Below are 22,892 nucleotides of genomic sequence, written 5' to 3'. Positions count from 1 at the left end.
AACCAAAATATAAAATAAGCGGGAAATCCTGAATAGGAAATCCCGCTTTTAAAAAACATTATCGTACTTCAGGATAAACATATATGAATAAAACTGCCAATCTTAGAATGTCTCCCGTGCAACTCTACATATGCAAAATCCTATTATAACTAATTTAATACAATCATTTTCTTCACCAAGGGCTCTGATGTATCAGTGATGTAAGCATAGACAGTATAAATTCCATTTCTCAAATCACCAACAAATATATCATAATTTCCATTTGCATTTGCATTTACATTTACATTATAAGATTCAAAATAATCATATTGTTTGACCAATCGTCCACTAGAATCATATACATAAATGCCCAAAAGTGGTGCAGGAACTTCTAAATTAATATACACTTTAGTAAATTCACTTGCAGGATTAGGGGAAATTACCATATTGTCCATTGTGGCATCAAATGTTTCATTCTCTTCAACTTGTATGATTAAAGTGGTTATATCAGTCAACCCTTCTTCATCACTTACGGTTAAGTTAACTTCAAATATACCTGCAAATTCAAAAGTATACTCCGGATTAGGAATTGATGAAGTATCCCCTGTTCCAAAATCCCACATATAGGAAATGATTTCCTTATCATCAGTAGAATTACTTCCCGTAAAGGTTACAGTCAATGGTGATGTTCCTGAAACTACACTAGAAGTAACAATGGCAACCGGAGCTGGATTACTAGGAACATCCGTTATGGTCCATGTAAAGGATACCGTGGTAGACTCCGAAGGAGTACCGTCGTCCGTTACCATTATATCAACTGCGTAAGGACTATTGGCAGCAGCACCCCTAGTAATGGTTCCACTTATTAATCCCGTTGCCATATCTATCGAAAGTCCGGTAGGAAGATTGGTAGCCGAATAGGTCATATCATCGTCCTCCGAATCCGTTGCAGTAACCTGTAACGAAACAACATTGTCCTCTACTCCGTTCTGCTCCCCTGGATTCGTGACCACTGGGGCAAAGTTCACAGGAACATCCGTTACATTCCAGGTAAAGGACACCGTGGTAGGCTCCGAAGGAGTACCGTCGTCCGTTACCATTATATCAACTGCGTAAGGACTATTGGCAGCAGCACCCCTAGTAATGGTTCCACTTATTAATCCCGTTGCCATATCTATCGAAAGTCCGGTAGGAAGATTGGTAGCCGAATAGGTCATACCATCGTCCTCCGGATCCGTTGCAGTAACCTGTAATGAAACAACATCACCCTCTACTCCGTTCTGACCTCCTGGATTCGTGACCACTGGGGCCAAGTTCACCCGAACATCCGTTACATTCCAGGTAAAGGACACCGTGGTAGGCTCCGAAGGAGTACCGTCGTCCGTTACCGTTATATCAACTGCATAAGGACTATTGGTAGCAGCACCCATAGTAATAGTTCCACTTATTAATCCCGTTGCCATATCTATCGAAAGTCCGGTAGGAAGATTGGTAGCCGAATAGGTCATATCATCGTCCTCCGGATCCGTTGCAGTAACCTGTAACGAAACAACATTGTCCTCTACTCCGTTCTGCTCCCCTGGATTCGTGACCACTGGGGCCAAGTTCACAGGAACATCCGTTACATTCCAGGTAAAGGACACCGTGGTAAGCTCCGAAGGAGTACCGTCGTCCGTTACCGTTATATCAACTGCATAAGGACTATTGGTAGCAGCACCCATAGTAATGGTTCCACTTATTAATCCCGATGCCGTATCTATCGAAAGTCCGGTAGGAAGGTTAGTAGCCGAATAGGTCAACCCATCGCCCTCTGGATCATTAGCCACAACCTGTAGCGAAACAACATCACCCTCTACTCCATTCTGCTCCGCTGGATTCGTGACCACTGGGGCCTGGTTTACTACTCCACTTTCCACTGTAATAGTTGTGAGGGTAGAATTTGTCAATCCCGCAGCATTTCCAACAGTTAACTGAACGTTATAAACACCAGGAGCCATAAACGTATGTGAAGGATTTGCAGATGAAACATCTGGTGTACCACCATCAAAATTCCAGGAATATGAGGTAACTCCCACAGCATCCGTAGAATTACTACCGGTAAATTGTACTTGTAAAGGAGCATTTCCGGTTAAGGGAGTTGCGCTAGCAACGGCAACCGGAGCTTGATCTCCTACTTGTCCGATATTCCAGATAAACTCTATGGTTTCGGTGGTCGGAGGATTTTCTCCAGTAACGACCGTAACCTCTACGTTATAGGGACCGTTATCCGCAGCCCCTGCTCCCCCACCTCCAAGGGGAGACTGAGGTGTATTTGTCAATAAATTAGCATCATAAGTAGCTCCAAAAGTATCCACCTTATACAATGCAAACTTGTCTATAGCATGGCCTGATGACCTTTCTGAGATATCCATGGTGTAAGTACCTGGATTGACAAACCATACATATATTTCATGATTATCATTGTCACTGGTCCGCGCTTGCCAATTGTAACTCTCAGAGGTGCCATCGGACCTATATATCTTAAAATATTCGTTGGAACTAGATCCTTCGGGTGTCGTTGCTGCAGTTTGTCTAGTCGTCCCTCCCGGAAAAACAATATTCGTCTGTGCCCCTTGTAAATTATTAATAATCGCTGCCTCATTGGTCGGGGTTCCCTTTAACCCAAAGAACCATACATCATCATTGTTTGGGAAACTAAGCCAGTTGTCGTTCTCCTCCGTGGGATCAGTCCCACTAAATAAACTTCTCCAGTTAAATCTGTAGACCCCTGGAGTACCAATGGTAATTTGATAAGGTATGGTACTACCATTCTGATTAGTGAAACTATTCGTGTTGGCTATGATGCCGGTTGCACCGTCCAATGCGGTAGTGCCCCAGCCAGCCGAATTGCCAGATTCGGCCTCTACAACCACCAGTCCGTTTTCTTCCATAAAGGAACCATCGCCTGCTCCACCATCGGATACCGTTCCGGATATTAAACCCGTACTTGAATCAATACTCAGCGTTGGAGGAAGTCCTGTAGCACCATAGGTAAGACCCGTACCCCCAGTAGTATTTATTTGAAGAGATACCACATCTTGCTCGTTATTGTTCTGCGTCCCAGGATTGGCCACCGAAAGACCTGTGTCCTCTGTATTGGACAGTGCAATGTTCAAGGTCGAGGTGGCCCCGTAATTTACAGTAAGGATAGCACTCTTATTCCCTATGTCGTTGTTTAGCTGTACCACAATATCATAACTAGTGTTCGCATTGAGCAACGCATTGGAGAGCGATCCGGCTACGATACTGAAATCTGCTGCGTCGGGGCCACCCAACTGTATGGAACGGATCATCTTAGCCACATTGCCGCCAACTACGTCCAGTGTTATGGTCTCGGTTGTGCCACTTGCAATCAATATTGAACTTGGAGCGTTCAAATCACTGGCCACAACGGCTGAACCCTGAGGAGAATTAATGCCAAAGACCTCCATATTCTTTTGATTACCCCCGCCTCGTTTGGGAGAACCCGCCAAAGTAAAGATACCTTGTCCAGATACTATGGCTTGTGAACCATGACGCTCAAAATTCATGTCCGGCAAACGGCTCCATGTACCCGTGCTTGGATCATATTGCTCGGTAATCTTCAATGCATCATCAGTGTTCACACCGTACACTAGTTCATTTAGTACCTCACCCCCAATAACCACCAACTTATTGTCAAAGTTTACGGTTGAAGCAGCTCCCCTTGGTGTCGGTATATTCTGGCCTGCCGGTAATGTGCTCCATGTCGCTGTCGTAAAATCAAAAACATCTACCTCTGGAACAGTAGGCTTATAAACCCCTCCGGTACCTCCGGAAAGTCTTCCCCCTGTAGCGTATAGGTTATTATCAATGACAGCAGCCGAGAAATGATCCCTTGCATTCGGCGCGTCTACTAGAGGTGTCCAAATACCTGTTGCTGGGTCGTACTCATCAAACCAGTTGACATATCCCCCGTCGTGGCCGATGGTATTACCCCCAACAATGTAGAACTTATCATTGTGAATCACAAGCCCGGAAGATCCACGTCTTCTACCCATTGGTATTTCGGGCCCTTGTATCCATTCACTGGTAGAAGTATCGAAGGCCCAAATATGGTCCGCAGGTACTTCGGAAGGGAACACATTGTTCTGAAAGGCTCCTATTACCCATATCAGTCCTTTATATTCCGTAGCTTGAAAGTGATTAAACTCAAAGGGTGATGAATCAACCAAGGAGGCCCAGGTATTACTTGTATAATCATACACATCTATGGTCTTGGCATTTTCCCTGCCCCCCATCAAATAGAACTTATTTCCTGCTTGCACAAACGAATTTTCGTGCCTGGCAGTATAGTTTTCGTTCTCATCAAGGTCTGTCCAAAAAAGACCATCACCAATAACGGTCCATGTAAATACTACACTGCTCGGAGAGGAGCCCCGTTTTAAAACCGTAACGGTGACACTGTGGACACCATTTCCATTAGCCCCCCCAGTCAAGGCATTTGATGTAATACTACCGCTTATTTCACCCGTTAATTCGTCAATCACAAGGCCATCTGGCTGCCCTGTCATATAATACCTAATTATTTCGTTAGGGTCACCACCAACAGCACTTGTTGCAATGGATACTGTATCAAAGGTATCATTGGATTGATCTGAAATAGTATCCAAACTTAATATAGGATTCGAATTATCTACTTTAAAAACTTCTATAGCATTGATTACCGGATTTTCTATTTCATGGGCAAAACTAATATTCAATTCCCCATCAGAAACAGATATAGGATAAGATACCATTCCAGCCACTTGATGACCAAACTTAGCTATTAGATCTAAATCATCTTCTTCAATAACACCTTCTATCAAAATATCAAAAACACGCTCTCCTATTTGATCTGTTCCAGCAAAACTATTACTTAGATATATATTAACTAAATAATCTCCATTGTCTAGAGGTAGCGCATATTCCATTTCAGGTACCGCAGCAACATCATATCTTTCATTGCCATACATTGCATCGAAAATAGCTAGATTAATGTAAGCGGGAATTGAAGCGTCTTTCCTTTTGAAGTCTAACCCTGCTGTTGTATTAGTTCCCGTATTTACAGCATAATTACCCCCATTTTGTGGGCCATTAACTGAATTATCCTCCCATGAAGACCCTATATCTGTGACAGAAATTGAAGGTCCTCCGGCATTAATTCTAAAGGAGAATGCATCAAATATAGTCCATGTAAACGCAAGAGTTTTCTGATCATCTGCATCAGCATCACTATCATCAACTGTTATGGTTACGCTATACGGGCTTCCAAAAATAGCAGTTTCATCTATGGTGCCTCCTATTTGACCATTGGTTGGTTCTATAGTAACCCCAGAAGGTAATCCTGTTGCCGAAAACGTTAAATTACCATCTCCTCCAAGAGCCTGTACCCCAAAACTACCATTAAGTTGCTGCCCTGCATTACTAATTTGATTTTCTATGCCATGAACATATATGGGTGTTTGATTGTCCGAAACATCCAATATCTCAATCCCATTTACTAATGGGTTTTCAATAGCTCCATGTATAAAACTTATATCAATAATTCCATCCAATACTGGAAGAATATAAGTAATCATAGTCCCCACCTCTTGGCCATAGGTACCTGATAAATCTATTGAACTCAACTCCGGATAAGAATTACCTTCTAGTTCTACATCAAAAATACGTTCTCCAAGGTTTGAAGTTTCGGCAAAACTATTCCCCATGTATACTCTAACCTCATAATTACCAGATACCGCTACTGGAAACGAGTAGGTCATATTGGGAATACCAGCCTGATTATCATAGCGTTCAGACTCAAAAATTTGTGAAGGGGTCGTATACGAATTTACAGCTGGGGTATAACTAGAAATAGTAGAAGCAAAAAATTTATTACCTGCCGGTTCAATAAGATATTGCGAATTATTGGCAACTGTATCCTCTTCCCAGTCCAATCCTCCGTCAACACTCGTTAACTTAGGCCCACCTGTATTCACTCTATATAATACTATAGGGGAGCCTGTAACTTCCACCAAAAATGACTGCTCAACAGAATTATCATCTGAATCTATTGCAGTAACCGTTATTACACTCGTTTCTGCAGTTGATGGATAGGACACTGTCAGCTCATTTAAATTGACAACTGCTCCGATGAGTGGATTGCTACTACTTGCGGCATACGATAGATTACCATCACCATTATCATCTTCAAAATAAATATTAAGATCTAAAACATCATCCGCAGAATTCAATAATCTCCTTATATCTGATATATTCTCGACTACAATTGGTTTTTCATCAAGCACGTTCAAAAAATCCCAACTTCCTTCTAACTCAACTCCATCAGTTCCAGAGGTGCCGATGAACCCTACAGCAAGATCAGAATTTGACTGCTGTATCGCATCCAATATAGACCCTTGGGCGGTAATGGTACCTACGCTAGTTCTAGCACCTCCATCAATAGCGTATTGCATGGTTATATCGCCCGTTAAAGGGTTTATCACAAAATAGAAAAACAGGTCACCACTTGGCCTATCGCCAATAGGCAAAGGCATGTTAAGAGGGCTTTTTGGAATATCATCGGTTTCTTGAAGTACAATGAATCCATCAACAGTTACCACAAACTTAATATAGTTGGACTGTGTTCCGTCACCTATGAAAAAACCCAATTCACCTCCCACTGCGGCAGTATTGCCATACAGGCGTAATGGTCCCGTAAAACCGTTCATACCTCCTACTACTGTAAAAACACCGGTATTTATATCGGTCTGTATCCCATATTGATACCCCTTCTCCTGGGAGTTGGTCAACCCAAGGGCCGTACCTGAGGTCATGTGCGAGGTCATAATACCGGGAGCTCCTCCAAGGACATCATTCGGGTTGGGGTCGTTGGGGTCGTCCCTACGATCAATCCAATCCAACCAGTTTGCACCAGTGTCCCCATTGTTCATCAATCCCGTCATACCCAGACCGAAAATGCCGCCTAGGCCCTGTTGGTCATTGAACAGCGCATTGTTTAACGGTAGCAAAAATGCATCACTCCCAATTTGCTCGGAATTTCCGAGTTGAAAAGGGTCCAATGCGTCTGAAATACCATCAAAATCATCGTCCGTATCGTTCAGATCAGAAACCAAAGGCGCACCTTGTGTCTTATCAAAATCAGCAGGCTGAGAACCCCCGTTACAAGGGTCCGTACCATTGTCTTCCTCGTCCTGATTGGTATAACCATCGTCATCGTAATCTGCTAAAGCATCATATAAAGGATCCGTAGGAGCTATACAGTTAACTATTTCCTGTGGTTCAAAGACCACTATTTTTCCGTCAAGAGTACCAGCCCATATCGTACCTGGATATACTTCATCATCACCGTTCGACGTAATGCCTAATGCGTTGCCCCCTATACCTGAAAGAAAGGACGCGGTGAAATTGGCTGATCCACCGGCATCATTGAGTTCTACCCTACGTATCACGCCACCATTGGTGCCTGCTAAAAGGTTACCCTTCATGGCGCCCCCAAAGTTACTGGCCGTATATTCATCTATACCGTTCGTATTGGTTCCCCAAACAACCACAGGGTCGTCATCGGGACCATCGGGGTTACCGATTCCTGGACCGCGCCAATCTCCTTCTATAGTATTAGCCGTTTGAACTGGAGGCCAGTTCGCAGGAAGTCCACTATTGGGATCTGTTGTAGAGTTTGGTGTCGTACCATCGGGGTCATACAACTTGTCGCGCCAAACAGGGTTTCCTGTTGTGCCAAGGTCACTGATATTATCTGTATAAAGACCTGCACCAAAAGGGTTTGCGCGAACAGGATTCGGATGCCCCCCATAATAACTACCAAACGTATAGTTCTGCAAATCTGTAGTGACCAATTGTAAATGATCTTTATTGTTTACTTGTTCACCATATAAAAGATTATTAGTACTCCCTGGCTCGTTAGGATCATAGGCGTTGGTTACCGAACCCCCTCCTTCATTAAAGGGAAGTCCTCCCCAACCAAGATTGGCGCCGTTGTCCGTGACATATAGGGCACCACTTTGCGTCACCACAAGGTCATAAGCATTACGGTAACCTGGAGACAAAATTTGTACCGGTCCGCTAGGGTCCACAATGGCCATATTCAGACCATCGTTACCTCCAAAGGGATCGTTAATATCTAATCCTGTATAACTAGCATTATCCGAATCAGTAATACCATTTACATTATCACGTGTTGGATCATCCAGTGTAGGTAAATCATAAACATAACTGCGACCATTATCATCAATAATTGGCATGCTATTCAACATATCTAAATTCATTGAAAGTATGGCGCCAGATAGCGCATATTCACATGTATTTACAAAATTCGTCGAAGGACTGCCTCCATTGGTATGCCCGCCTTGTGCAACGACCAAGTACGCTACACCCTGAATAGTGACCAACTCTAAACCATTGGTCGCATGGTTTTCTTCTGACCTAGGCAGCCCCCTAACAAGGTCTACCACATCCCAAGAACTTCCATTCCAACTAAAACGAGTAATAACTCCTGAATTAGTGTCCAATCCAACATCACCATTACCTCCTCCTGTTCCAGCTCCAATACGAATATCACTAGAGGAAACATAAATAACAGGGCTTATAGCAGTTCCTCCTACCGTAAGGCCAATTGTTTCTCGGGTCGTGCTTAAAAATTCACTCCCATCATCATTATGATCTGCCATCGTTTGGATACCATCCAGCTCCTCTATTTGCGTAACTACATAATTTGTAGGTCCGTTTCGCTGAATCGTTAAAATCTTTACGGCTCCAGTATACTCCGCAACATACAAGCGGCTATCAGGACCGTACATCAATGAAGTAACTCCATCACCCACATCACCATTTTCAAAAGTAAGAGCGGACTGTGAAAAATTAATCTGCCCAAAGGACGAATCAATATTTATAAATAATCCAATTACTAATGTTAGAAGTAAAAATGAACTCTTTTTAGTTTTAAAATAATTTCTAAACATGGCAAATTCAGGTATTTATTAAAGTATAAATTTACTAAATGTGGTCTTTCAATCCTTTTTTCAGGAATCATATTCGCTTATTAGCTAGATTACTCGATTAAACGCATTAAAAATTACTAAAATTATATTTAAATATTTTTGACTTAGTGCGAAGATTCTAATTAGGTATTACTATCTGAATATTCTACTACGAATGGTGTGGGACTTGAAGAAACGTATATTCTAAGAAAAAATATCCCACCATTTTGTTGTGTTTTTTCCATACCCATAGCCATATTTACCCCCATACCCCAAGTTATCTAAGCTCACATCGTTTACTACAAATGAAACCCCTTTCAATTTTCCTTGACCCCGTAGATTTAGTGGGAATTTTACGGCGGTTTCATCAGTTACGCCTGCTCTGGTCACGTAGATGATATGATTGGCGAAGGGCGTTATTAATAAGGTATCACTCACTACCATTATTGGTGCGGTATCAACAATTACATAATCATACAGTTCCGAAACTTCTTGCAGTAATGTCTCGACCCTATGGTTCATTAACAATTCAGACGGATTCGGTGGAATTTTACCTGAATAAATCACATCAACGGTATTATTATATACAAGCATAGGTCGAATAATATCTTGAACTGTAATAGATTCGTCTAGCAAATATTCCGTAAATCCAGCATCCTTGCTCCGTGTTGGCGCTTTTAGTTTATCTACGAAAGCACCACTAAAAAATGAATATAATTTTGGGTTTCGAATATCCGCACCCACCAATAGCACCTTCTTATCCGTACTTGCTAAAATCATAGAAAGATTCGTAGAAACAAAGGTTTTTCCTTCACCGGGAGTACTAGACGTAACAAAAATCACATTATTTTTATTCTTATCGGTTGCCCGCTTGGTTTTTATTAAGAAGTCTAGGTTGGTCCTTATTATACGTAAAGCTTCCGCTAAAACGGAACGGTCGTCATTGATGATGATTTTACTGTCCTTTTTAGATAACCTAGGTAATTCCCCTAATACCGGTACATCATTAGTCAGTGCCTCTAGACTATGCTTATTATGAATTTTAGTATCTAACTGATCTTTCGCATAAATTACACCGAAGGGAAGTAATAAACCTAGTATCAAAGCCGCTAAGTAGGTAATTTGTTTTTTCGGTTTTACCGGAATGGGACTCGCTATAAAAGCCCTGTCTATAATATTGGATTTAGGAGAAGCCGAAGCAAATGCAATCTGTGATTCCTCCCTTTTTTGCAAAAGATACAAGTATAGGGATTCTGTTGTTTCCTGCTTACGGGTAATATTACGCAATTCTCGCTGGTTTTCGGGTGCAGAATAAATAGTTCCTTGAATTCGTCCTAATTGGTTTTGAAGGGTATTTACGCTCAGCCCAACATTTTGTTCCAGCGAATTTAAACTTGATTGCATGGTGTTTTTAATGCCATCCAATTGTTCGTCAAGATTAACAATCATCGGGTTTTGTTCATTAGAACTCTTTAACAACCGTTTCCGCTCAGCCACGAGGGTATTATATTGTATGGTAGCCTGACTTAATGCACCACTACCAACATCTACAACAGGCATTTCATCATATCCGGTTTCACCATTAACATAATCTTTTAATCCACTAACCATTTGTAATTGTACCTTGGCATTTTCTAAATTTTGCCGACTACCTGCACTCACTTGTACTGCTGCACCTACTTCAAGTCCAGATCCTGTCATTCCCTTTTCGGTTAACAATTCTTGTGCATCTTTATCCACAGAACTCAGGGTTCCAGAAATTAATTGAATTCGGTTATTAATAAACTCAGAAGTCGTGTCTGCAATCCGTCGTTTTTCTTCAGTTGCATTTTTATTATAAACTTCTATTAATTCGTCGATAATATCCTTGGCCTTTTCGGGTAAGGCACTAGTCATCGATATATCTACAATATTCGAATATTCAACGGTTGCGGAAATTCGAACTGCCAGCTTTAAGGCGCGTGCCACATCCTCTACGGGTCGTATAGATACCTTAAATTTCTTGCCGGTCAAACTTTTAATATCCTTCACATTTGGGGTAATGACCATATCCCCAATGGGGGTTGAAATCCCATTCCCAAAAGAATAGACTTTCGAGGGTACATCTTCATTTTCAGTAAACCCGAAAGTAGTCCCTGAAGAAAACTCAATAAAAAATTCATACCGAGCACTGCTAATGATAGAATCTGCAGCAATAAAATTAATTTTTAAAGGGGGATTATTATATACCTCCGAATTTATGATATTTCCTATGGCCATAATTTGAACGTTGGCACCCAATTCCTTTACGACTTCGATAAAATTAGATCTAGACCTCAAGATTTCAATTTCATCTTCCACCTGTTTGGACGAACCCCCCAAAATATTAAGATCTTGAAAGGCACTCATTTCATTTCCTGAATTTTTTTCTTGTACAATCTGTATTTGCGATTGAACTGCATATTCAGGAGTCGTATACCGTATACTACTATAGGCAAAGATTAAGGCCAATAGGCCACAGAGCACAAACCATTTCCAATGTTTGGAATAAGTGTTAATGATATTTTTTATATCCTCTTTTTTTTCTGAAAAACTCATAGCATACTATTAAATTGGGTAAGTAAAAACTCTCTAATTATCTAATAAGTATAAGTGTCGTTGTAATTAAAAGCGAAGCAATTGAAATAGATATTCCTGCCCTATTATCTAATGCAGAAGAAGTTATTGCAGAATTATTTGGCTCCACATATACAACATCATTCTGTGTCAGATAATAGACCGGGGAGTTTAAAACATCTTTACTGGTCAAATCTATTCGGGTGTACACTTTAGTACCATTAAAATCTCGAATCACCAGTACATTATCACGTTTTCCTTTGATCCCTAAATCATTCGCAAGCCCTATAGCTTCAAGAACCGTGATTTGTTCCCCATTGACCGGATAGGTCCCAGGACGGTTTACTTCGCCTAAAACGGTAACGGTGAAATTTCGTAAACGAATATTAATAATCGGATCCTTTAAATAGGGCTTTAATTTTTCCTTTAAAAGTATCTTAGTCTCCTCAGGAGTATACCCCAAAATCTTAATAGTTCCTAAAACCGGAAAATCAATTTCTCCATTTTTATCCACTATATAATCTAATTGTTGCGGTTGATTGAACCCCCCTTCTTGTCTTCCCATGACTAAATTAAAAGGTATACTCACTGTAGGATCCAGTGTAGATACATTAATCCCTATAAGGTCATCCACCTTAAAAGTATTATTGAGGGTATTATTACTAACTATTGTTTCGTAATCTTGCGCATCTTGAAAATAAACTACATCTTTTTTAGAACCACAAGAACTAATAAGTAACCCTAACAAAACAATAAATAAAGGGATAGCGTAATAAACTTTTTTCATAATTATTTTTTAAGTGTTTTGTAAAGAGAACATTCTATGAATTTAGTGCTGAACTATTTTTAAGTTTGATTTTAATTGTGGCATACTTTCAGCTTTCGATGTATCTAAATCACAATAGTCTGAATTTTTTGACACATATTCCGGCACAATTTCTTTCATCAGTTTCACTGTATTTCCGCTAAAAAACATATTGGTAATACACAGTTCATCAATTTTAGATCTTGTAAAGATATAGTCTAAGTTGCGTACTTTACTTATTTTTATTTTTTCATGATACGTGGGTAGCGTATTCTCCCCATTTGCCAACAACTCTTCGTATAATTTTTCACCAGGTCTCAATCCGGTAATCTTTATATCTATATCCTGTGGATATCGTAACCCTGATAACTTAATCATGTTTTTAGCTAGGTCATATATCTTAACGGATTCACCCATATCAAATATAAAAATTTCCCCGCCCTCACCCATGGCCCCAGCCTCTAAAACCAATTGAGAAGCCTCTGGTATGGTCATAAAATAACGAGTAATATCTTTATGGGTCAACGTTAGTGGACCACCTTTCTCTATTTGTTTTCTAAATAAAGGTATAACTGAGCCATTAGACCCTAAAACATTACCAAATCTAGTAGTGATAAACTTGGTCTTGTTTTCGCGTTGCATACAGCTAATATACATTTCTGCTATTCGTTTGGTCGCTCCCATTACATTGGTAGGGTTCACCGCTTTATCGGTAGAAACAAAAACGAATTTTTCAACACCATGTATAACTGACAGGTCGGCAATGTTCTTTGTTCCACCAATATTGATTTTAATAGCTTCATATGAATTGTACTCCATTAAGGGAACATGCTTGTAAGCTGCCGCATGGAACACGACATCGGGTTTGTGTTCCGCAAAAAGTGAATTCATCCTATTTTTATCCCTGACATCACTTACTATAGGTATAAAATTATGACATCCATTTTGTTTTAGTTCTTGTTGCAAGTCATAGAGTGCAGATTCTGCAGAATCAATAATAACCAACGATTTATATCCATAGGTGCTAATTTGACGAACAATTTCACTCCCAATCGAACCCGCTCCACCCGTAACCATAATGTTTTTGTTCATTAACTCGAGGGCAATCTTACTATTCCTGATTTTTATAGGGGCACGATCTAATAAGTCTTCTATTTGTACTTGTTTAATTTGTGAAATTTTGAGTTCTCCATTAATCCAATCTTCTATAGGTGGAACTATTTTCACCACAATAGGGTAATCAACTAATCCTTCTACAGTTTTGCGTAATTTTCTTGAATCAATATTTTGAATGGAGAAGATAATTTCGGAAATATCATTTTTAACAATAAACTTTTCAGTCAAATCCTTTCTACTAAATACCGGTACTCCATTGATATTTTTTCCTATTTTTTTAACATCCCGGTCAATGTAACCAACTACTTTATATCTACTTTTAGAGTGATTTGTTATTGCACCATGGGTTAATACGCCGGATTCCCCGGCACCGTAAATCAAAACGTTTTTATTTGTTTTGATATTACCGTTCATTCTACTGTACATCGATTTAAACACAAATCTTGAAGCGGTAAGACCAACAAATGTTATCAAACTATTAATGATAATAATGGATAATGGTACGGTAAAACTATTAATAAGAACTACTTGTCTATTGGCAATGACAAAAAATATAAGGAGAATGCTTGATAAACATACTGCATTAAAAATATTGTATACATCCCTAACACCGGTGTGACGCACGACGCCTTTATACGAACCTACAATAAGAAAGGATAATAAAGCGGTCAACACTACTAGTGGTAATTGAACCAATAAGCTCTTAACTTCAAAATTAAGTGTTAGATTAAACCTAATTAGATAGGATAGTATAAAAGAAAAACCAATTGTAAAGAGATCGATACATAAAACAAGCCATTTTGATGCATAGCGTTGCGAAGTATATATTAAATATTTCTGTATCATAATAGTGTTTTTTTTATGCAATCGGTAACTCGGTCTAAATCGGCACGGCAAAGGTTACTGCCACTGGGTAAACAAAGACCACGATTAAATAAAGACTCAGAAGTTCCATCAGAAAACTGCTTGCATTCATTAAAAATAGGTTGTAAATGCAAAGGCTTCCATAACGGTCTAGATTCGATATTTTCATCAAGCAAGGCTAATCGAAGTCGCTCTCGTATTTCAAAAGAAGGGGTAAGTATACAACTTAGCCATCGGTTGGAATAATAGCCATCAGCTTCGTTCAAAAATTCAATTCCCTTCAATGAACCCAGCATATTCTGATAAAATGCATAGTTGGACCTGCGAGAATCCACTCGGTCCTGCAATACTTCCATTTGTCCTCGACCTATACCTGCTAAAACATTACTCATTCGATAATTATAACCAATGTGTGAATGTTGGTAGTGAGGCGCATCATCTCTAGCCTGTGTTGCCAAAAATATTGCCTTATCTGTATATGCTTTGTTTTTTGACACCAAAGCACCACCGCCAGAGGTCGTAATAATTTTATTTCCGTTAAATGATAGCACGCCGATATCACCGAAGGTACCACAAGCCTTATTCTTATAAGTACTTCCTAATGCTTCTGCGCTATCTTCCAACACTGGAATGTTATATTCGTTGGCAATACGCTGTATAGCTTCTACTTTATAGGGCATACCGTAGAGATGTACTGCTATAATCGCTTTTGGAACCCCTTTTTCCTCAATTCTATTTTCTATCGCCTGTCTTAAAAGTAAAGGAGACATATTCCAGGTATCCTTTTCGCTATCTATAAAGACAGGTTTAGCACCTAGATACAGAATAGGATTTGCTGAAGCTGAAAACGTAAAACTTTGACACAGCACCTCATCACCTCGTTGAACTCCTAAAAGTTGCAAACCTAAATGAATAGCCGCTGTTCCAGAACTTAAAACAGCTGCATGAACGGAATTGCCAAGTTTTTCTTTTATGGCATACTCAAAGCCATTGACATTAGGGCCCAAAGGAGCTATCCAATTGGTTTCAAAGGCCTCTTTGACATAACGCTGCTCTGTATCTCCCATGTGTGGTGAGGAAAGCCATATTTTTTCCTTTGTGTCTATCACTTCTGTATTTTAATATTTTAATAAATGTACGCCTAGTTTAGTCTAAAGCTAGATTGTAATGCTATAATTCGATTAATGCTAAAATTAAATCGTTTAACTACTTTTAAAGACTTGTTTGAGCTATGTTATCTCTACTTTAAGCTCCTTTTTTCGCCCAGTCACAATATATACTGTATCAATAGCTGAGGCTGCACAGTTCCTCTGAAAAGAAAGGCACGCAAGAAGGTAAATGTCTTTTCCTACAAACGCTCAAATCAAATAACGTATTTACAAACAGCCTATTCATCATACGCGGCATTATTTTATCGATTAAACTAAACACAAACATAAAACAGTGCAACTATTAAAATTATCTCAAGTAAGAGTATTTCTACCTCCTACACATCACTCCATTGTTCTCATTTTTACAGTAAAATAACTCATACTTTATTATAGGTACTAAAATCTTTATGATCTCTTTTATAAAGTTCTTCAGAAGGCAAGGATTTAAAATACTCGTATGTTTTTTTCATACCTTCTTCTCTCAAAACTTTTGGCTCCCAATCTAAAATTTCTCTTGCCTTAGTGATATCTGGTTGGCGCTGCATAGGATCATCTTGGGGTAGCGGTTTAAAAATAATTTTCTGCTTAGTACCTGTTAATTTCACAATTTCTTCCGCAAAATCTTTAATTGTAATTTCATGAGGGTTTCCAATGTTTATGGGCATACTATAATCACTTAATAATAATCTATAAATACCTTCCACTTCATCATCAACATAACAAAATGACCTTGTTTGATTTCCTTTACCAAATACGGTCAAATCTTCCCCTCTTAATGCTTGACCTATAAAAGCAGGTATTACGCGACCATCATTCAAACGCATTCTTGGGCCATAGGTATTGAAAATTCGAACAATCCTTGTCTCTACTCCATGAAAACGATGGTAGGCCATGGTGATTGATTCCATAAAACGTTTAGCTTCATCATATACGCCCCGGGGCCCAATGGTATTCACATTACCATAGTACTCTTCGGTTTGAGGGTGCACCAATGGGTCACCATAAATCTCTGAAGTTGATGCAATTAAAATTCTAGCATTTTTCTCTTTAGCCAATCCCAACAGGTTATGTGTGCCCATTGCACCCACTTTTAGTGTCTGAATTGGAATTTTTAAATAATCTATGGGACTTGCCGGTGAGGCAAAATGTAAAATATAATCAAGCTTGCCCGCGATATGAACAAATTTGGTAACATCATGGTGAAAAAATTCAAATTGTTCTAGGTGGAATAAATGCTCCAAATTCTTGATATCACCTGTAATTAGATTATCCATAGCTATCACGTGATAGCCTTCTTTAATAAAACGATCGCAGAGATGTGATCCCAAAAATCCAGCTCCACCAGTAATTAAAACTTTTTTCAAAATATATTATTTTAGGTTTCACGAAGATAGGTCAATGCAAGTAACGAAGAAAAAGGAACACTTAAAATCCTTTAAACTTCAAAAAAATTGGATGAAATCATACTAAACAGGCAAAATAGCAGTTCACAGAGAGTACGGTTTTATTTAAACAATATATACTACTGTATTTGACCCGTATATAATATGTTTAGCAATCAAATGGTTAAAAACATGAGAACTCTTAAAATATACCCTTTAACGACTAAATACTACTAAATAATTTATCTTTGCAAATTTTGCACGGTACTCAAATAAAAAACATGAAAAAAATTACGAACATATGTTGTATTGGTGCGGGTTACGTAGGTGGCCCAACCATGTCCGTTATTGCAAGTCAATGTCCAGATATTAAAGTTACTGTCGTTGATATCAATCAAGACAGAATCAATAGCTGGAACGCTACTAATTTAGACAATCTTCCTATTTATGAACCAGGACTAAAAGAGATAGTTGATAAGGCAAGAAATAAAAACTTATTTTTTTCTACCGAGGTAGATAAAGCCATAGACGAGGCTCAAATTATTTTTATTTCTGTAAATACCCCGACCAAAACCTATGGTAAGGGGAAAGGACAAGCAGCGGACCTAAAATATGTTGAACTTTGTGCACGTAATATAGCCAAAGTTGCTAAAGATGATAAAATTGTGGTTGAAAAATCTACCCTGCCGGTACGCACTGCAAGCGCTATTAAAAGTATACTACAACACACAGGCAATAAGGTTAATTTTGAAATACTATCCAATCCTGAATTTTTGGCCGAGGGCACGGCAATAGAAGACCTTTTGAATGCAGATAGAGTCTTAATTGGTGGCGATGATACGCCTTCTGGACAAGAGGCGAAAGACACCTTAAGTGCTATTTATGCGCATTGGTTGCCTAAAGAACGTATTTTACAAACTAATGTGTGGTCATCTGAACTATCCAAATTAGTGGCCAATGCCTTTTTGGCACAACGCGTTTCTTCCATAAATACGATTTCTGCATTATGCGAGAAAACCGATGCCAATATCCAAGAGATTTCTAAGGCTATTGGTTATGACAGCCGCATAGGTCCAAAATTTCTAAATGCCTCGGTAGGTTTTGGCGGGTCTTGTTTTCAAAAAGATATTCTCAATTTAGTATATATCGCACGTTCCTATGGTCTTGCTGAGGTAGCCGATTATTGGGAGCAGGTCATCATTGCAAATGATTATCAGAAAAGTCGTTTTGCAGAGCATATTATTTCATCTCTTTACAATACTATTTCCGGTAAAAAAATTGTGCTTTATGGTTGGGCCTTTAAAAAGGACACCAACGATACAAGGGAATCTCCGGCAATAACCGTAGCCGATGCCTTACTGGCGGAGCAGGCAGAAATATTGGTTTATGACCCTAAGGTTTCCGCTGAACGTATTTATGCAGATCTTGATTACCTGAACACCCGCTCTCCAGAAGAAAATAGGAAGTTGTTGAAAGTGACTCATAATCCTATCGAAGCAACGGCAGAAGCTCATGCTATCGCCATCTTAACCGAATGGGACGAGTTTAAGACCTATGATTGGGAAACAATTTATAATCATATGTTGAAACCGGCCTTTGTGTTTGACGGCAGACGCCTGTTAGACAGCCATAAAATGAATTCCTTAGGGTTTAATTATTACAAAATAGGGCAGTCATGAAAATATTAGTGACCGGAGCAGCAGGGTTCATTGGGTTTTTCGTAGCCAAATCACTTCTGGAAAAAGGACATACGGTAGTAGGTTTGGATAATATCAATGATTATTACGATATCAATTTAAAGTATGCACGCTTAAAGAAATTAGGCATCGCCAAGACCGATGCTGAGCAATTCAATAGTTTGGCCAGTAGTGAAAACCATGCCCATTTTTCTTTTATTCGCTTGGCTTTGGAGGATCGTAAGAATATCCCACTAGTATTCGAGGCACAAGCATTCGATAAAGTCTGTAACCTAGCGGCCCAAGCTGGTGTTCGTTATAGTCTTGAAAATCCTGAGGCTTACGTAGATAGCAATTTAGTGGGTTTCTTGAATATTTTGGAGTGTTGCCGCAATTATAAAGTCAAGCATTTGGTCTATGCGAGTAGTTCAAGCGTTTATGGGCTAAACGAAAAAATACCTTTTGAAACGACTGACACTGTAGACCACCCCATAAGTCTCTACGCAGCAACCAAAAAAAGTAATGAGTTAATGGCTCATTCGTACGGTCACCTTTACGGCTTTAAGACGACTGGCCTGCGCTTTTTTACAGTCTATGGCCCATGGGGAAGACCCGATATGGCCATGTTTCTCTTTACCGATGCCATTATTAACAGTAGGCCGATTAAAGTTTTTAATAATGGACAGTTGGAACGTGATTTTACGTATATCGATGATATCACCGAAGGGGTTGTTCGTGTTATGGAAACACCAATGAATGAAGACCGTAAGGCTGGACAAAAAGAGCCCTATAAAATATATAATATCGGCAATAGTAAATCTGTCAAATTGATGGATTTTATTACCGCTATTGAAGAGAGCCTAGGAAAAACTGCAAAAAAAGAAATGCTGCCCATGCAACCGGGCGATGTAGAAAAAACCTGGGCCAATGTAGATGATTTAATTCAAGATTATGATTACAGCCCCAATACCTCAATAAAAATTGGGGTACAGTATTTTGTGGACTGGTACAAAGAATATTATGGCCCATTAACGCAATAATGATTTTATGTGCAGGTGATACTAATAGATTAAGTGTACCGCATAGTTGGTTTATATGCTCATTAAAAATAAATTATATCCTAAATCGAAAATCAAGTTACGTTACGTTTTTACAATCTCAAAATACATACATGAATTTATATAATCTCGATTCAAAATTCCACATCTTAGTTACCGGTGGCGCAGGCTTTATTGGTTCCAATCTTTGCAACGCTTTAGTACAAAACGGAAACCAAGTGACCTGCCTAGATAATTTTGCTACAGGAAAACGTGAAAATTTAGTTCCTTTGATGAATCATCCCAAATTCAATTTGATTGAGGGTGATATTCGTAATTTAGAAGATTGCCAAAACGCTTGCAATGGAGTGGATTACATATTACACCAGGCGGCCTTGGGATCGGTACCCCGCTCCATCAATGACCCAATAACCAGTAATGACGTCAATGTCTCTGGGTTCTTAAATATGTTAGTGGCTGCCCGAGATGCTAAAGTGAAACGTTTCATTTATGCAGCGAGTTCGTCAACCTATGGGGATTCTAAAAGCATGCCTAAAGTAGAGGATATTATCGGTAAACCTCTTTCCCCCTATGCCATCACCAAATATGTTAATGAATTATACGCGGATGTATTCAGTAAAACGTATGGTATAGAAACCATTGGTTTGCGCTATTTTAATGTATTTGGAAGAAAACAAGATCCGAACGGAGCTTATGCAGCGGTAATTCCAAAATTTGTGATGCAATTGATGGACCATGAATCTCCTGTTATAAATGGGGATGGTTCTTTTTCAAGAGACTTTACCTATATCGATAATGTCGTTCAAATGAATGTGCGGGCACTAGTGACCAAAAACCAAAAGGCCTTAAACACCGTATATAATACAGCTTACGGCGAACGAACCGATTTAAATGAACTCACCCAATTGCTGAAAGAGTATCTTGGTGCCTACGACCCTAAGATTACTGGTATAGAAAACACCTATGGTCCTACGCGTGCAGGAGACGTGCCACATTCTTTAGCCTCCATAGATAAAGCAAAAGAACTTTTAGGCTATGATCCACAATTTGATATCAAAACCGGACTTAAAGAAGCCGTGAAATGGTATTGGGAGAATCTTAGGCAGTAGCAAGTACCCAGTAAAAAATTAATTGCAGTGTTGATATTGAGTAGTGGAGTATTAAAGTAAAAAGAACTGTCAGTTCGAGTGAAACCCTGAAAGTGGTTTTCTATAGAGAACCTTTATTAACTAAAAGCTTCTCGATACAACCTTTGCTCCAGAAAGGGTCGCAAAACCCGCTTGAAAGGTCATTTGAACGAAACGCCAGCCTCTTCCTTTTCAATTTTTTGAATGGGGCCTTTACTGACGAAATTAAGGAATCAGTTGCCTATAGAAGTTAACAGTAAGAGTATGAAATGAGTCAGTTAGCAGTAAACAATTATCAATGAACAATTATCAATTTCAAAAGTAAAAGTAATCACCCGAAAACGAACAACGAACAACGATTTATAAACACATGAACAACATTAAAATTGCCATTATAGGATTGGGATATGTAGGCTTGCCACTTGCACGGTTATTTGCTACCAAATATCCTGTTGTAGGGTTTGATATAAACATTAATCGCATTAACGAATTACACAAAGGACATGACAGTACTTTAGAACTGGAAGATGATGTATTGCAGAGCGTTTTAAAAGACTCACCTAAAATGGACATTGGCCTGTACTGTAGTAACCAATTAGCTGATATCGCTGACTGTACATACTACATCGTTACCGTACCAACACCAGTAGATAGTACTAATCGTCCTATTTTAACTCCTTTATATAAAGCCAGTGAAACAGTTGGCCAAGTATTAAAGAAAGGAGATACGGTTATTTACGAATCTACCGTATACCCTGGTGTAACCGAAGATGAGTGTATTCCTGTATTGGAAAAAGCTAGTGGATTGAGTTACAATACCGATTTCTTTGCGGGGTATTCACCGGAGCGTATCAATCCAGGTGATAAGGAGCATACGGTAGAAAAAATATTAAAAGTGACTTCAGGATCCACACCCGAAGTAGGCGAAAAAGTAGACGCTTTGTATGCTTCTGTTATTACAGCAGGTACGCATTTAGCCCCTAATATTAGGGTAGCTGAAGCTGCTAAGGTTATTGAAAACTCGCAACGAGATATTAATATTGCTTTTGTTAATGAATTGGCCAAAATTTTCAACTTAATGGGTATTGATACCCACGATGTTTTAGAGGCTGCAGGAACCAAATGGAATTTTCTTCCTTTTAAGCCAGGTTTGGTTGGGGGCCATTGTATTGGGGTAGATCCTTATTATTTGGCGCAAAAAGCACAAGAATATGGGTACCACCCAGAAATTATTTTAGCAGGGCGTCGTATGAATGATACCATGGGCAAATATGTTTCATCTGAAGTCATTAAGATAATGGTGCAGCGTGATATTAAAATTAAAGGGAGCTCAATTTTAGTTTTGGGCATTACCTTTAAAGAGAACTGCCCAGATGTTCGTAATACAAAAGCAGTAGATGTTATTAACAACTTAAAGACCTATGGAACTAATGTGACTATTTATGACCCTTGGGCTTCAGCGAAACAAGTCGAGCATGAATATAATATGAAAGTCATAAAAGATGTCCCTACTGAAAAATTTGATGCTATTATTCTGACGGTAGCTCACAACGAATTTTTAGAAATGGAGCTTAAAAAAATGCTTAAACCAAATGGCATTATTTATGATGTAAAGGGCATTCTCAAAAAAGATGTGGACGGGAGATTATAATTTTATAAGCTATTGTTTATTTATATTATTGCATGAAATAATCTGTATGTATCTAATCAAATTAGACAATCAAAGAAGTTACAGAACTAAATTCTAACAAAATATACTATAGTAATATTTAAATTTTGAGTTATACGCCTAGTATCTGTTTTATGTTTTTATGATAAATAGGTTTCGCTAAGACCATTCTTTCTATAGTTTTATGAAAAATACTTTGCTTGAATTGAGAGCGGTTGATCCTAAAACAAAATTCATCAAAGTAAGCTTGTACGTGCCATTTACTTACGTGAGTTGGTATTGCTCTTAACCAAGATTTTAAGTGCATAATCACTATGTGCAGTTCTTTGAAATTTTTACCGTTGTTACTGAATTTCTGTTCGATATCATAGTCCTTTTTTAGTGGTGAATATCCTCTCCATTTATCTGTCACTATTTTTGCATCTGTACTTATAT

General features: G+C 38.9%; 11 protein-coding genes. 4 read left to right on the top strand and 7 right to left on the bottom strand.

What is annotated here, in order from left to right; all coding sequences use genetic code 11:
* Positions 1-149: 149 nt before the first annotated feature.
* The 6 genes from ES765_RS12400 to ES765_RS12375 form a co-directional block, all read right to left on the bottom strand.
* The gene (locus ES765_RS12400) at positions 150-8,996 is read right to left on the bottom strand and encodes a putative Ig domain-containing protein (RefSeq protein ID WP_138114642.1); all 8,847 of its coding nucleotides are present in this window, start codon (positions 8,994-8,996) and stop codon (positions 150-152) included.
* A gap of 222 nt (positions 8,997-9,218) precedes the next feature.
* Positions 9,219-11,591 (bottom strand): GumC family protein, encoded by a 2,373-nt coding sequence (locus ES765_RS12395; protein ID WP_138114641.1) that lies wholly within the window; start codon positions 11,589-11,591, stop codon positions 9,219-9,221.
* Positions 11,592-11,628: 37 nt separating this feature from the next.
* Positions 11,629-12,396, bottom strand: a complete 768-nt coding sequence (locus tag ES765_RS12390) for a polysaccharide biosynthesis/export family protein (RefSeq protein WP_138114640.1) — start codon at positions 12,394-12,396, stop codon at positions 11,629-11,631.
* A gap of 42 nt (positions 12,397-12,438) precedes the next feature.
* A complete protein-coding gene (locus ES765_RS12385) occupies positions 12,439-14,376 on the bottom strand; it encodes a polysaccharide biosynthesis protein (RefSeq protein WP_138114639.1) in 1,938 nt (645 codons plus the stop codon).
* Positions 14,373-15,461 (bottom strand): DegT/DnrJ/EryC1/StrS family aminotransferase, encoded by a 1,089-nt coding sequence (locus ES765_RS12380; RefSeq protein ID WP_138114695.1) that lies wholly within the window; start codon positions 15,459-15,461, stop codon positions 14,373-14,375. The genes ES765_RS12385 and ES765_RS12380 overlap by 4 nt, the downstream gene beginning before the upstream one ends.
* Positions 15,462-15,922: 461 nt before the next feature.
* The gene (locus ES765_RS12375; RefSeq protein ID WP_138114638.1) at positions 15,923-16,909 is read right to left on the bottom strand and encodes a UDP-glucuronic acid decarboxylase family protein; all 987 of its coding nucleotides are present in this window, start codon (positions 16,907-16,909) and stop codon (positions 15,923-15,925) included.
* Positions 16,910-17,208: 299 nt separating this feature from the next.
* On the opposite strand from ES765_RS12375, the gene ES765_RS12370 reads away from it, so the two are divergent.
* The 4 genes from ES765_RS12370 (at position 17,209) to ES765_RS12355 (ending at position 22,439) form a co-directional block, all read left to right on the top strand.
* Positions 17,209-18,606 carry a nucleotide sugar dehydrogenase gene (locus ES765_RS12370; protein ID WP_138114637.1) on the top strand — a complete coding sequence of 466 codons (1,398 nt, stop codon included), beginning with the start codon at positions 17,209-17,211 and terminating at the stop codon, positions 18,604-18,606.
* Positions 18,603-19,643, top strand: a complete 1,041-nt coding sequence (locus ES765_RS12365; RefSeq protein ID WP_138114636.1) for an NAD-dependent epimerase — start codon at positions 18,603-18,605, stop codon at positions 19,641-19,643. The genes ES765_RS12370 and ES765_RS12365 overlap by 4 nt, the downstream gene beginning before the upstream one ends.
* Before the next feature lie 131 nt (positions 19,644-19,774).
* Positions 19,775-20,770: an SDR family oxidoreductase gene (locus ES765_RS12360; protein ID WP_138114635.1), complete on the top strand. Its 996-nt coding sequence runs from the start codon at positions 19,775-19,777 to the stop codon at positions 20,768-20,770.
* Between the two features lie 388 nt (positions 20,771-21,158).
* Complete coding sequence (locus ES765_RS12355; RefSeq protein ID WP_138114634.1) at positions 21,159-22,439, top strand: nucleotide sugar dehydrogenase; 1,281 nt, start codon at positions 21,159-21,161, stop codon at positions 22,437-22,439.
* A gap of 130 nt (positions 22,440-22,569) precedes the next feature.
* On the opposite strand, the gene ES765_RS12350 is transcribed toward ES765_RS12355, so the two are convergent.
* Positions 22,570-22,892, bottom strand: a 323-nt coding sequence (locus ES765_RS12350) for a transposase (RefSeq protein ID WP_138114633.1), incomplete at its 5' end; no start/stop codon positions are given.

The sequence above is a fragment of the Maribacter sp. ACAM166 genome, assembly GCF_005771495.1.
Lineage (GTDB): Bacteria > Bacteroidota > Bacteroidia > Flavobacteriales > Flavobacteriaceae > Maribacter.
The sequence above is the reverse complement of the archived record's forward strand: the minus strand, read 5'-3'. Positions and strand labels throughout refer to the sequence as shown.

What these genes read in the sequence shown, in the direction of transcription:
- ES765_RS12400 (WP_138114642.1), bottom strand. Translation starts at nt 8,996, where the DNA reads ATGTTTAGAAATTATTTTAAAACTAAAAAGAGTTCATTTTTACTTCTA.
- ES765_RS12395 (WP_138114641.1), bottom strand. Translation starts at nt 11,591, where the DNA reads ATGAGTTTTTCAGAAAAAAAAGAGGATATAAAAAATATCATTAACACT.
- ES765_RS12390 (WP_138114640.1), bottom strand. Translation starts at nt 12,396, where the DNA reads ATGAAAAAAGTTTATTACGCTATCCCTTTATTTATTGTTTTGTTAGGG.
- ES765_RS12385 (WP_138114639.1), bottom strand. Translation starts at nt 14,376, where the DNA reads ATGATACAGAAATATTTAATATATACTTCGCAACGCTATGCATCAAAA.
- ES765_RS12380 (WP_138114695.1), bottom strand. Translation starts at nt 15,461, where the DNA reads ATGGGAGATACAGAGCAGCGTTATGTCAAAGAGGCCTTTGAAACCAAT.
- ES765_RS12370 (WP_138114637.1), top strand. Translation starts at nt 17,209, where the DNA reads ATGAAAAAAATTACGAACATATGTTGTATTGGTGCGGGTTACGTAGGT.
- ES765_RS12365 (WP_138114636.1), top strand. Translation starts at nt 18,603, where the DNA reads ATGAAAATATTAGTGACCGGAGCAGCAGGGTTCATTGGGTTTTTCGTA.
- ES765_RS12360 (WP_138114635.1), top strand. Translation starts at nt 19,775, where the DNA reads ATGAATTTATATAATCTCGATTCAAAATTCCACATCTTAGTTACCGGT.
- ES765_RS12355 (WP_138114634.1), top strand. Translation starts at nt 21,159, where the DNA reads ATGAACAACATTAAAATTGCCATTATAGGATTGGGATATGTAGGCTTG.